An 11638-nucleotide genomic window follows, 5' to 3' on the forward strand; every position below is an offset into this window, starting at 1 on the left:
CAAGCGGGCGGTAGACGAGGTAGGTGGTATTGCACCCGATCCACTTGGTGAGCGCCGCTGTGGCCAGCCAGGCGGCCACGTAGGTGGAGATCGTCGCAGCAATCAGCATCTCGGGCGACAGCGTGCCATCGGGGCTGACGAGCGCGAGAGCACCGACGATGAGGCCGGCCGTCACGGCAAGGATGGCGGCGAGCAGCACAAGAAGCCGCGAAGGGGCGTCGTCATAGGTGTATGCGGGACGGTCGGCGTGATCGCTCATGGCTGTCTGTCTGTCTTTCTGTCGGAGTGAATGATCCGGCAGGCGTGGCGTCAAAGCAGCTTGGCACCGCCCGGCGCCAGCAGGTTGATCTTCACCGGGCCCGCAGTGAGGCGCATCTCGAACATGCTGACGAAGCTGACCACAATGCCGATCAGCAGAAGCGCCACGAGATGGACGCTGAACGGGACGAAAAGAAGGGCGATCGACGTGGTGATGACGATGGCCAGACCAAAGACGGCGCCGTAGGCCGCAGCAAATTCACAGACGGCGCCGAGATAGCCCGCGAAGATGCGACCGTCCGGGGCACCGAACTGCTCGTAGGCACAGAAATTCAGGATGCGTTCGCCGGCACCCTGGATGAGGAGGCCGCCAATCATGCAGATCAGGCTCGCCAGGACCGCGCCACTGAACGACGGCTGGTAGAATGTCATGACACCGATGATGGCCCCCAGTGAAAAGACGATGACCCCGGCCAGAAGGGCTGAGATGCCAATGAGGGTCAGGACCCAGCTTTTGCGGAGTGCGAGGGACAGGTGAGCGATCATTGTGTCACGGTGCATGGTCTTCTCCTTCAGGCGGGAATGTAGATGGCGCCGGACTCTTCGGCAGCACGGGCAGGACGGACGCCGGCGATGATGAGCTCGGCGAAGAGGCGGCGCTGGGCGCGGTTTGCGAAGCTCGCTTCACCGCAGGTCGCGCCATCTTTCGTGATGGTGGCGTCCTCGGTGATCTCGTCGGTGGCCATGGCGAACATCGGGCGGCATCCTCGCGTCGGGATCTATCTCTCGGCCCCCGCTGTTGGCGGCCTCACATCCATGGGAGGCGGACAACAGCGAGGGCATCTGTCTGTCTCTCTTTCTGTCTGTCTTTCTGGCCGGTCGGTCAAGCCTCTGACGGCTGACCTGAGATCGCGCGGATCTCGGCGATCTTGGCGCGGGCGTCGTCCGCCCCGTTGCCCTGGCTGTAGTAAGGTTCCATCATAGAGATCAGCGCTTCCATCTCGTCCACGATCTCGTCGAGGAAGGCACCGGTCACGGTGTGACGCGCGCAGTCGTGCGTACTCGGCGACCTTGGCCTGGGCCGTCGCCTGCTTGAGGGCGGCAGCGGCTTCGCGCTCGGCTGCCTTGGCGGCGCGGGAGGTCCGCCTGATGATCTGGCGCAGAGCGTCCTCAAGCGACGGATCTACCGGGCGCTGGGCATCGTGCTTCTTGGAAAAGAAGTGCGACCAGAAGGCAGAGGTCTCGGGGCTCTCTGAGGTCATCATCGCACGGCCGCAAAGCGGGCAGTCGATGTGATGACCGTTAATCGTCAGATCCTTCACGAGGTCGCTGGCATCTTCGAGGGTCAGATTGGGCATGAAGGCCTCCTTCGGCAAATGATGACCGGTCTGGCAGGTGTGCGTCAACGGCCGGCCCAGAGGGTCGGGCAGGGCTGATGCGGCATCATCCGCGGTCCGCGCACGCGTGCTGCGGCGGTTTCTGCGGCGCGCGCTGCGGACTTGCGGTCACACCAGCCGTCGAACTCGGCCATGTAGAGGTCGGACAGGGCGTCGGCGACAGCGCGGTGGTCGTCGGGATCGACAGCGACCGTATAGGTCAGCTCTGCGGTGACCACTTCCTCGTCAAAGGTCAGCGGGCCACTGAAGGTCACGGTGTTTTCGCTGAAAACCACAGGTGCTGCGATCAGGCCGGACATGGCAATCTGGGTGCGTTTCGGGGTTGCTGCGTAGGCCATCGGATATTTCCTTCTCAACGGTTTCAGCGGGCACTGGGCCCCTCAATGAGAGGGGGATCAGGACCCGTGATGCGGTCTTCAGTCTTTTGCGTGTTGATCAAGCGTCATGTGACGCACGACCCTGAGGTCGCGCAGCGCACCACCTAAGCGGAGCTGGCTGTCCGCGATGCGCAGCAGCGCGCGGTTGGGATCGGCATCGGGCCGGGCATTTCGCAAGCGCTGCCAGGCGGCATCAATGCGGTCCGGTGTGGCGGCGGGGCCAGTCGCCAGATCGCAGATCAGGGCGGCGGCCGTCGAGCGGCGGCGTCCGGCCACGCAGTGGAAGGCGACGCGGGCATCCGCTGGCAGGGCGCGCGCGAAGGCAATGAGGTCAGCCACCTGGGCGTCCTGCGGCGTGCCCGGCAAGTTCCGGTCGTGATCGACATCGTGCATCTTCAGCACGAGGTGATGAGAGATGGTGTCCGGCGTCAGTGGCGCATCCATGTCGGGATCGACCAGCGACACGAGGTGGGTCGCGCCGAAATCCCGGATGGTGCGCGAAACATCGGAAAACGACGTGACGCGGTAAGTCAGCATGGTGGCCTCGCTAGATATTTGCGGCGATGTTGAGATGCTCGGCGCAGTCGGTGCAGTAGGTGACGACGCTGCCGGAGCCGGGCACCGGCTCATGGACGACCCAGTCGCCGCACTGGTGGCCGTGCTTGTCGCAGGTCTCGCAGGTGGCAAGCCACGGCAGGCAATGGTCGCAATCGTTGTCGCACCAGGCCAGGCCGACATTGCACCAGGTCATCTGAACCGGTCCCTGGACGGGTGGAGTGGTGGGGACGGCGGCAAGCGGCGTCGGGTTGGCAAAGCGGCCGGTGACGGACTGGATCATCTCGCAGACTCCCTGCTGTTGCGGTGTCTCAATCGAAGCTGTGAGACCGCAGCTTCTGACGGGACGCCTTGCGGTCGTTGCGACGCTTCTTGGCGGGCACGCATTTCGGGCGCGTGTCGACGGCGACCGCGGCACCGGCATTGCCGGCGCGGTGGAAAAGAGCTGCTGCCTGTTCGTTGCGCATTTTCATGACTGTCTCCCTCGTGTCTCGTGGTTCACAAATGATCCACGGGGACACGCGGGAGATAGGTCTCTCTCACTCCAGATGGCAGAAAAAACCCAATCTCCAGGTATGCACACCCCAGATCTCAACCCGGACCTGATAGGGAAAGGGTGTGACGGCACCTGGGCCACGCAAAATGGCCAGCGATCCCGACGCGGGACCGCTGGCCATTTCATCTGTTGGGTCACAGTGCGTCGAGGTCGGTGCGCGGCCGGATGTCCGTGATCGAAAGAGCGATACCCGAAGGCTCCTGAGCCGTGCCGAAAGAGATCGGGTGAGCACCCCAGTTGGGGCCGCGCAGGTGTGCCGGTCCACCTTCGATCATCACGAGGCGGCGACCCGAGGGCGCGCTCTCGTCTGCGACCTCGAGGAAGTCGAGGGAGAAGTGCACCCCGTCGGGATCGAACCCGTCGCGATCCTCATACTTGGGGTGGTGCGGGATCGCCTTGGCGTCCGACATCATGGCGATCAGGCGCTGGGCAGCGGCCTTGGCCTCGGCCACCATCGCGAGTGCCACGGCCTCGTCCTGGGGCGTCGTGCCGCGCGCGATCTGCGGGTAGTAGTTGCCAACGGCCACGACTTCACCGAATTTCACGAAGACGCGCCACTCGCAGGGGAAGAGGGTGCCGGCACCTGCCGGCAGGACCTCGTCGTCCGCCAGTGCGCCAGGCTGATCCGGCAGAACCGCCGCGCGGTATCCGGTCGTGGCGCAGCCTTCCATCATGACCGGCTCGACCCACTTGCGGACCCAGACGGGCGTGCTGTTCTGCGCATCTTCCATCATCTGTTCGACGATGCGCTGGTCGGGCAGATCAGGCATCGCCGTGCCGTCTTTCGTGCGGCGCCAGCCGCGCCATTGCGTGACTGTGCTTGTGTCGCGCCCGAGGGTCAGTTCTGATTTCAGCGCTTTGGCGGCACAGCTGTCGAAGCGGATGATCTCATCCTCTGCGATATCCTGGATGCCGTTCGCGATCTGGTGCAGGAAGTTCATATTGCGGTCGTTGACGCCGTTCATCATGACGTCGAAAGCCTCGACGGGGTTGATGACGGCCACGACGCGCGAGGGCACCAGGTCGACGCCGGCCGCGGCACACAGCGTGTGCCAGTTGCCCATCGAGACAGTGGAAAAATATCCGCCGCGCGCGATGATGTGCGAGCCCTGCACGTAGGTCTCGGCCTTCGCCATGACGCGGTTCCAGCCTTCTTCGATGACGGCCTCGATCTCGGCCTTGCGCATGTCCTCGGGCATGTTGTGCGTGCGGGCCACGACAGATTTGATGGCGGCATTGATCTTCGCCAGCGGCATTGCAAACATGAAACTCTCCTGGTGGATTTTCCTGGCCGGCGACTGGCCCTTCACCCAGGAAGGGCCTGGCACCGAGCTGGATATTTAACCGACCCTCTGATTTGGAAATTTATGTTGCCGCGGCACAGGCGTGTCTGAAATTGCTTGGTCAGGCGACACGTGTCGCATCTTGTGCGTCATCCATGTGCTGTGTGGCGTCAGCCTCGAAGTGCACGAAGGCGTCACTCGTCATTTTTGCGGCAGCGGCCAGCATTTTTTCCAGCCCCGTATCATGGATCGGGCGTTTCCCTACGCAACAGAAAGACTTCAGGATATCGGCGATGCGTGTGATGGTGCTGCGGATATCGTAGGCGGGCTCAAGATCAAGGTTTGCGGCATCGTTCGCCACTTGTTGGTTTGCCGTGACGATGAGGTCCTGAAAAAGATCGTCAGGCGACATGACCGTGAGAAGGTGGGCTTTCGAAATGGCAGGGACGGCACACAGCTGAGCAGAGTTGAGCATGATCGAAAACCTTCTGGCATCGGGGCCCGGTGGCAGCCGGGAATGCGACCTTTTTGTTCGAAAAGATCGAATCGCACAACTCAGGGTTTTCCGCAAAACCGGAAATAGCTTGGGGATGGAAAAAGAACAGGCCGGCGCACCCCTTCGGGTGGCCGGCCTGTTTATCCTGTGGGTTGGTCTTCAGACCTCTTCGGCGACCGGCGTCAGCACGGCCTGTGCGGCGTCGATGGCCTCCGAGGTCTCGTCGCTGATCAGGTTCAGCAGGGGCATGTATGTGCCCGGCGCGCGCATGCTGATCTCGACGAAGGGCCGCAGCAGCAGCTTGTCGCGGCTGGCCAGCACGTCATACCACGCCGCGCCGTCGATCGTCGCAGCGGTCTCGACAGCGTCTGCGATGTCCTCGGAACTCACATCGTCGAGCACCAGCGCGATGATGCGGGTGCTTGGCGCGCGGGGGTTGTCGGAGATGACGAGCGACTCGCCGGCACCCAGGGTGCGGCCTTCAAAGATGCCGTAATCTTCGATCGCCTTGGGGTCGATCTCGAGGATCTGCATCATGCCGGCCGCGAAGAACCGGTTGGCCTTCTCGATCATGCGGCCGCGGAACGCGAGCTCGGCCCCGACACCCTTGGCGGCGATCGCCTCTGCACGTTCGGTCCAGGCACGACCGGGAATCTCGGAGCCATCTTCCATGCGAAGGGTGAAATCCGCCTTCGGGTTGCCCTTCGTCGTCTGCGACATTGCGATAGCGATGATCGTTGCGGTCATGGTGCTCATCGTGGGTTCCTTTTTCCCTGTGATGTGGACGCGCGCGGCGGCGGTCTCGCAAAGTGGACCGCCGATGCGTGCGTCTGCACGCGTCTCCCCTTCTTCCCCTGAATCCCTGTTCGGACACGAAAAAAGGCCGCGTGGGGCATACCCCACGCGGCCTGAAATGCTGTGCCGTGATCTGTCAGACGGCGGCGGGAAGATGACCCTTCAGCGTCGCCATCTCGATCATCTGCTCCGCGACGCAGCGGATCTGCGCGTCGGAGCCGTGTCCGTCCGGCTGGTGCCACTTGCGCACGCAGGCCATCAGGCCCTCGATGCCGGTCGACTGATCCCAGTCGTGGTAAGCCGGGGCTGCTGCGTTGTTCATGACGCAGAAGTTGTCGATGGGTCCCATGCAGCGGGCATAGATGCGGCGATGATAGAACTCGGCCGTCGTCGGATCGTTGATGAAGGTGCTGGCGAACATCGTTGGTCTCCTGTTGGGGGATCAGAGGGCGATCAGAGGGCGATCAGGCTGCGGCCTGTTGCAGGGCGCCGGTCTTGTTGGGGGCATCGACAAAGGAGATGTTACCCATTCCGTCCTGCACCGCATAGAGCGAGACGCCAATCGGGCGCAGACCCCAGTAGGCACCGCCGGCGTCATATCCGCCCTCGTCGAGTGGGACGCGGTCTGCGCGCCAGACACCATGCGGGTCCAATGGGCCAGAGTCCCGTCCGTGTGGAGCTCCTAAACGCGCGTTGACGCGCGGCACCGGATCGTCCTGGTAGACGGAGATGAAAGCCGAGAACGGCGCATTCTCGGCTTTCAGGACCAGGTCGACAGCCACATCGGAGGATTGGGCTGCGGTCTGGATCGTGATCTGGCTGAGGGTCACGGTGTAGTTGCGGACAATGTCTTGCATGCGGAGGAACTCCGTTGAGGCGACGAGGAGGGGCAGGCGAGGGTAGATCAGTCGCGATCCATGAGCCCGAGGTAGCGTGCGAGGTAGGCCTGGATATTGGGGCCGCCGACGCTGTTCATGGAGTGGACAGTGAAACTGAACCCTTCAGGGAACCGAAACCCGACCTCGTCGAAGCCGCAGGCGAGTGCGTCGGTCTCATCTCCGACCTTGCCGTAGCGCGCGATCATGTCGGCATTGACCATTGCCTTGGCGATATCGAGGCCGCTGGGCACCTGGTCACCCAGGTCAAGATCGAAGCTTGCGTAGGCAGGAGCGCCCAGCTCGGCGATGGCGTCGCGCACCTCGTCAAGGCTACGCGAAATGATCCAAGGCCGCCCGACGGCATCGCGGTCCTTCGCAGGAAAGCGCTCATCGTCGATGAAGAGGGCGTAGTTCATTGGTAGGCTCCCTAAAATGGAGTGCAATCGGGACACGCGCACGATTGCCGGTGTCCGTTTGGGAGCGGAGCGTTGATCCGCACCCCGCCTTTGGCGATGTATTCGATATCAGGGTTCAGGCCGTTGGCCTCAAGCATCCCGCGTAGTCGCGCAATTTCCTCGTCTGCGCTCCAGGCTATGTCGATCGCGCCACGCAAGGCAGCGTCATAGCCACGGTCAGGACCGTCCATGGCAGACCATTCCGGTCTTGCCATGTTGTCGATTTCATCACGATATTTCAGATCAGACATGCGCTTTTCCCTCAAATGGTGTGCGTTTTGCTGTCGCTGAGTTCCAGGATGTAATCTGCGTTTGCCTGGATCACCTTCGTCAGCGCAGGCGGTGCCATCAATGGAACGTCCAAAGCGGGGAAGTCTTGCAGAAGTGCTTCCCTGATTTCGGTCCAAAGTGCGGTCCGCATAAGTGCTTTTTGTGCCATGTTGCTTGCTCGCTTTCGTGATTTTCGATTTATCCGCGTCTCTCCAGCCATGCCGTCCTGACACGCCCGCTACACCTTCAGCGTGCGGGTGCGTCAGGCGTCTTGGCCTTGGCCTTGGCATCAATGGCCGCCAGTCTCTCGATGGCATCGGCGCCACACGAATATGCCGTGTCACTTTCGTCAGGGTGGTCGCCATCCGCGAAGCAGACCTGGCTGTGAAGTTGGCGCAGGAAATCGACGCGGTCTCGTGTCAGCTTGTCCATGTCAGTTCGCGACCAGGCGCAGGTGCTGTTTGCTTTCCGCGAGGAAGGCAATGGCACGGGTCTTGCGGGCCCGGATGATGGCCGGAATGCGGGGACGCTTCAGAGCATCGAGTGTCGGGGTCTGGGCGTCGTCGCGGCGCTGGATCTTGGCGGCGCGGCGATTGAGCCGTGCGAGTTCCGCCAGGCCATCATCGGTGATGACCAGAACCGTGTGCCGGCAGGTTTTCGTGAAGCTATCGTGGCGGGCGATGCGCATCAGGCCGTCGCGGATCATGCGCAACCCGTGAGGATGCAGCGGGCGGGCGTGCATGCGGTTCACCGCGATGCCACCACGCTCGCCGGTCTCGGCGTCGATGCGTTTGCTGGCTGCCGCGAGGTAGTCGAGCTTCGCCGTGGTGTAGTCGCCGAAGGGCGCGTCTGACTTGGCAGGCATGGGCTCTCACCTTTCTTGGCGATCGGCATTACGTTTCTTGATACGTGGTGCGTGATCGCGGCTTGCGGAAATCTTGGATGCATCGCGTGCCTGTCAGTCTTTCAGGACACCGCGCACTCTCACCCATGAGAGGGCGCTGTTTCGTGGAAGGTCTTTCCCTCAAACTCTTTCGGTCCCTGGCCGAAATAACAAAGGCCAGCCCGCCCCGAGGGGCGAGCTGGCCTCCATCAACCAAAGGAGTCCGTGGAGACGACCAAATCAGCCACAAACTCAATATGGATATCTTTGGCGCGCTTCGGAAATGAAAAAATGCAGGGTCGTGCGATTTTTCCGAACCGTCAGCCCTGACGAGTTGCTGCGTTCGCCTGCTTGAGGATGCCCCAGGCATCGGCGTCGTTCGGGATGCCACCATTGATGGTCATGACGATCCCGAACCAGCCGTGATCGCCTTGGACAAGAGAGCTCTGTCCGTAAGAGCGCAGCCCCTTGTCTGACGAGAAGTAGGCGACGGCGCCAAGGTCTTCTGGCAGCACAGCGACGCCCATCAGGTCATCGCGCGCCATGGACCTCAGGGCTGTCTGGACCATGGTGTGGCGCAGCGGCAGGTCGGCAATATTGACCATGTCCTTGCGGCCGATCAGGGTGCCTGCCGTTGCGACGGCATCCTCGTCAAGGGTTGCAGGCCCGGCCTCGGACGACGGATCGGCCTCCGAGCCTGACGGGGACATGGCGAAGACCATCCTGTCGGATTGCGCAATGTTCATCATATGCGCCATCATGATCACCAGCTCTGTGAGAGGAATGGAGATTTCTTCGCCCGCGTGCGGCTTGAGCAGTGCGTCGAGGTGGCGGGCGGTTGCGACGCCGGCATGATCCAGGACGGCGTGGATGGCTGTGAGCTCACTGCGCTTGAGCGTCAGGGAGGTCAGCATCGTTGGGCGGGAAGAGATGGTCATGGTCTGCATGGTTTCATCCTCTGTCTGTTTTTCTGGATGCTGCGCGGCGCACCTCTGCCCTGCAAGGGCGCACCGCGCGGCATCTGTCGTGGCTGTTTCATTTGAATTTCATCGACCCCGGTTCGATCTTGAGGATTTTCTTATCCCTGTGCCAGATCCTGAAAGGATCATAATCCTGAAGGTCGGGGTGCTTCAGTATGTCCTTCACGGCAATCCCGTGCTCAAGGGCACCTGTGAAGAAGGCATTTACGGCAGCGCCGTCTTCAATCGGCGTTGTGATCCGCACGATTTTCATGGACTCGATACCGGAATGAGAGACGGTGATGTAGAATTTCTGTGTTATGGCTGTAGGGACAAAGGGTATCATGGTCGCGGGATAAGGATGATGCACAGAAACCATTCTGTGGTGACGAATTTCTTGACGCCAGTATAACGCGACGATCCATTGACCTCCACGCGCGGAAAGAGGCAATGGTTTTCTGCCCTGACGCCTGGCGTCCCAATCCTGTATCGCGATCATGATGCGCAGATGCAGTGGCGGTTTGTCGTTGAATACCATGAATGAGTCCTCGATTTTGCGGAAGCATCAGCGATGCGCATTTGCTCTGCAATAGCACATCGATCGTTGCAAGTCGGTCAATCCGCGTTTGCGACCTGATGCCGAATTTCGGCGCGAACGTGCATCAGCATCTCGCCCAGCATGTTGCGGCCGCGCAGAATACCATCTTCCTCGATCATCCCCCAGATGTCGTCACCCCAGGTGTTCAGCTCCACGAGAGGGACATCGCCGGTGTCGAGCAGGCGCCGCCGCAGATCGGGATCTTCGAACTTGCGGCGCAGCAGCGTGAGGATAAGATCCTCCTTCACCGTGTCCCAGTCGGGACGCATGAAGGGGCGACCCTCCCAGACCTTGCGCCGGCCAAGCTTCTTGGCGGCATTGGGATGGGATGCGGCTGCGATGACGCGCATCTCAGCAAAGACCGCTTCGCGGGGATGGACGCCACCGTTGGGGTCCAGCTTTGCTGCTGCAAAAGCATGCTCGACCGTAGGGAAGCTGATGCCATACATCACCACGGTGCTGTCGGCGAAGTTCGACAGGAATCGCGTCGGCCCGTCAAAGCCGAGGATGGCATTCTCGGCTTCCAGCGCGCTGCGATCCTGCTCTTTGAACTCGAAATTCATGACGTAACCCTCTCAGTTTTTCCGCAGGCGGGCTGCACGCGCACCACCTTCACGCTCACGGGAAGGTGGGGTCCGGAAAGCTTGCTCTCCCGAAATATACAAAATGCGGCCGGGTCGCGGGGTGCCCCGCGACCCGGCCGCTCTGATCACGCATCCGCGACGGGCTTGGCCCGGACAGTCGAGCTGTCGGCACCGAAACGGGCCGCCCAGCCGGCACAGGTGTAGACCTTGCCATGCGCGTCGGCGCAGTGGCAGAGGAAGTCGTCGTAGTCGGCCACGGCCCGCTCGAGCGCCGCGATGGTGACGTCTTCTGGGCGGACGCTTTCAGGCGATGTGACGAAGGCACAGCTCGGGCAGGGCGTGCGCCGGGTCATGCCGTTCTCGGGCGGATAGGTGGTGTCGTGTGAGAACAGGTCATCGGCCTCTCTGATGTCGGCATCACTGGGTTCAGGCCTTGGCATGATGGACACTCCCTTAACAGACGCAGATGTGGGTGGCACCCAACGGGCGAGCCGTGGCGATCAGAGCCATCAGCTGGCTGATCCGCCCAGACATGTAGCCGTCAGCGATACCACCATGGTGGATAGCAGCACCAGCGGTGCCTGTCACGACACTGCCGGCTTCGGTGTAGCTGGCAGCAGCACCGTTGCGGCCACGCATCGCGGCAGTGAAGACCTCGTCGATCGGGAAATCGCCCATCGACCCGTCGTCGAGGGTCAGGCCCAGCAGGTCGCACAGCGCCTCGGCGTTGTGGTTGCTGAGGTTCATGCCCGCGTAGGGGACGTAGCGTGGATTAGGCACGTAAGGGTCCTCGCCGCGATCGGCGCGCGCCCCTCCATCCTCGGCCCACATGTCAGGCTCCCAGCAATCGAAATCGATGACGGGGCCCATGTAGGTGATGCCATCTGTATCTGCCTTGACCTTGCCTGCGTAGATGTTGGTCGACATTGCCGTATCCCTTTTATCTAGTGGGGCCGGGGGCCCGCTCTCACCGATGAGAGCGGGCGACCGTGACCTGCTTTTTCAGAGCGTCGCCGCGTAGGCGCTCAGCTCCGACCGGGTCGTCGCCTCATTCGGATACGGACCGTAGCGATGAGACCAGGTCTCGTGAAGCTCCCCGGATTGAAATCCAGGGCTTCCTGATCGGTGTGAGCATCGTGATGTCTCATACCGATCGGAAGACGCTTGTCACAAGGCGGGCGTGAGCCCGCTTTTCGGTTTCAGGAAGAGCCATCTCGCCAACATCTCGCCGGCGTGCAGATCTGCGTCCCACGTCTTGCCGTCGTGGGATTTGAAGGTGCTGTTCGCTCGTTGG

The 11638-nt window shown here is 61.9% G+C and carries 23 protein-coding genes; all 23 read right to left on the reverse strand.

Going from position 1 to position 11638, the window contains the following annotated elements; all coding sequences use genetic code 11:
- Positions 1-259, reverse strand: a 259-nt coding sequence (locus ACOI1H_RS20650; RefSeq protein ID WP_422439821.1) for a hypothetical protein, incomplete at its 3' end; no start/stop codon positions are given.
- A 50-nt stretch (positions 260-309) separates the two neighbouring features.
- Positions 310-819 (reverse strand): hypothetical protein, encoded by a 510-nt coding sequence (locus tag ACOI1H_RS20655; RefSeq protein ID WP_422439822.1) that lies wholly within the window; start codon positions 817-819, stop codon positions 310-312.
- 11 nt (positions 820-830) lie between these two features.
- Entirely contained in the window at positions 831-1013 is a 183-nt protein-coding gene (locus tag ACOI1H_RS20660; protein ID WP_422439823.1) for a hypothetical protein, read from the reverse strand.
- Positions 1014-1141: 128 nt separating this feature from the next.
- Positions 1142-1294 (reverse strand): hypothetical protein, encoded by a 153-nt coding sequence (locus ACOI1H_RS20665; protein ID WP_422439825.1) that lies wholly within the window; start codon positions 1292-1294, stop codon positions 1142-1144.
- 366 nt (positions 1295-1660) lie between these two features.
- Entirely contained in the window at positions 1661-1993 is a 333-nt protein-coding gene (locus ACOI1H_RS20670; RefSeq protein ID WP_422439826.1) for a hypothetical protein, read from the reverse strand.
- A 78-nt stretch (positions 1994-2071) separates the two neighbouring features.
- Entirely contained in the window at positions 2072-2569 is a 498-nt protein-coding gene (locus tag ACOI1H_RS20675) for a hypothetical protein (protein ID WP_422439827.1), read from the reverse strand.
- Between the two features lie 10 nt (positions 2570-2579).
- A complete protein-coding gene (locus ACOI1H_RS20680) occupies positions 2580-2870 on the reverse strand; it encodes a hypothetical protein (RefSeq protein ID WP_422439829.1) in 291 nt (96 codons plus the stop codon).
- 28 nt (positions 2871-2898) lie between these two features.
- Positions 2899-3060: a hypothetical protein gene (locus ACOI1H_RS20685; RefSeq protein WP_422439831.1), complete on the reverse strand. Its 162-nt coding sequence runs from the start codon at positions 3058-3060 to the stop codon at positions 2899-2901.
- 217 nt (positions 3061-3277) lie between these two features.
- Positions 3278-4408 carry a hypothetical protein gene (locus ACOI1H_RS20690; protein WP_422439833.1) on the reverse strand — a complete coding sequence of 377 codons (1131 nt, stop codon included), beginning with the start codon at positions 4406-4408 and terminating at the stop codon, positions 3278-3280.
- Positions 4409-4547: 139 nt separating this feature from the next.
- Positions 4548-4838 carry a hypothetical protein gene (locus ACOI1H_RS20695; protein WP_422439834.1) on the reverse strand — a complete coding sequence of 97 codons (291 nt, stop codon included), beginning with the start codon at positions 4836-4838 and terminating at the stop codon, positions 4548-4550.
- A 243-nt stretch (positions 4839-5081) separates the two neighbouring features.
- Positions 5082-5678, reverse strand: coding sequence for a hypothetical protein (locus ACOI1H_RS20700; protein ID WP_422439836.1), 597 nt, complete (start codon positions 5676-5678; stop codon positions 5082-5084).
- A 175-nt stretch (positions 5679-5853) separates the two neighbouring features.
- Complete coding sequence (locus tag ACOI1H_RS20705) at positions 5854-6138, reverse strand: hypothetical protein (RefSeq protein WP_422439837.1); 285 nt, start codon at positions 6136-6138, stop codon at positions 5854-5856.
- Positions 6139-6181: 43 nt separating this feature from the next.
- On the reverse strand, positions 6182-6574 hold the full coding sequence (locus ACOI1H_RS20710; RefSeq protein WP_422439839.1) for a hypothetical protein: 393 nt from the start codon (positions 6572-6574) through the stop codon (positions 6182-6184).
- Between the two features lie 47 nt (positions 6575-6621).
- On the reverse strand, positions 6622-7011 hold the full coding sequence (locus ACOI1H_RS20715) for a cyclic-phosphate processing receiver domain-containing protein (protein ID WP_422439840.1): 390 nt from the start codon (positions 7009-7011) through the stop codon (positions 6622-6624).
- 11 nt (positions 7012-7022) lie between these two features.
- Positions 7023-7301: a hypothetical protein gene (locus tag ACOI1H_RS20720; RefSeq protein WP_422439842.1), complete on the reverse strand. Its 279-nt coding sequence runs from the start codon at positions 7299-7301 to the stop codon at positions 7023-7025.
- Positions 7302-7312: 11 nt separating this feature from the next.
- Positions 7313-7540, reverse strand: a complete 228-nt coding sequence (locus tag ACOI1H_RS20725; RefSeq protein WP_422439843.1) for a hypothetical protein — start codon at positions 7538-7540, stop codon at positions 7313-7315.
- Positions 7541-7566: 26 nt separating this feature from the next.
- Positions 7567-7752 (reverse strand): hypothetical protein, encoded by a 186-nt coding sequence (locus ACOI1H_RS20730; RefSeq protein WP_422439844.1) that lies wholly within the window; start codon positions 7750-7752, stop codon positions 7567-7569.
- 1 nt (position 7753) lies between these two features.
- Positions 7754-8185, reverse strand: coding sequence for a hypothetical protein (locus ACOI1H_RS20735; RefSeq protein WP_422439846.1), 432 nt, complete (start codon positions 8183-8185; stop codon positions 7754-7756).
- 338 nt (positions 8186-8523) lie between these two features.
- Positions 8524-9150, reverse strand: a complete 627-nt coding sequence (locus tag ACOI1H_RS20740) for a hypothetical protein (RefSeq protein ID WP_422439848.1) — start codon at positions 9148-9150, stop codon at positions 8524-8526.
- An 88-nt stretch (positions 9151-9238) separates the two neighbouring features.
- The gene (locus ACOI1H_RS20745; protein ID WP_422439850.1) at positions 9239-9700 is read right to left on the reverse strand and encodes a hypothetical protein; all 462 of its coding nucleotides are present in this window, start codon (positions 9698-9700) and stop codon (positions 9239-9241) included.
- Positions 9701-9777: 77 nt separating this feature from the next.
- Positions 9778-10323: an NADAR family protein gene (locus ACOI1H_RS20750; protein ID WP_422439852.1), complete on the reverse strand. Its 546-nt coding sequence runs from the start codon at positions 10321-10323 to the stop codon at positions 9778-9780.
- A gap of 146 nt (positions 10324-10469) precedes the next feature.
- Positions 10470-10784 carry a hypothetical protein gene (locus tag ACOI1H_RS20755; RefSeq protein ID WP_422439854.1) on the reverse strand — a complete coding sequence of 105 codons (315 nt, stop codon included), beginning with the start codon at positions 10782-10784 and terminating at the stop codon, positions 10470-10472.
- A gap of 13 nt (positions 10785-10797) precedes the next feature.
- A complete protein-coding gene (locus tag ACOI1H_RS20760) occupies positions 10798-11271 on the reverse strand; it encodes a hypothetical protein (RefSeq protein ID WP_422439856.1) in 474 nt (157 codons plus the stop codon).
- Positions 11272-11638 lie beyond the last annotated feature (367 nt).

It is taken from the genome of Loktanella sp. DJP18 (assembly GCF_049310965.1).
Classification (GTDB): Bacteria; Pseudomonadota; Alphaproteobacteria; order Rhodobacterales; family Rhodobacteraceae; genus Loktanella.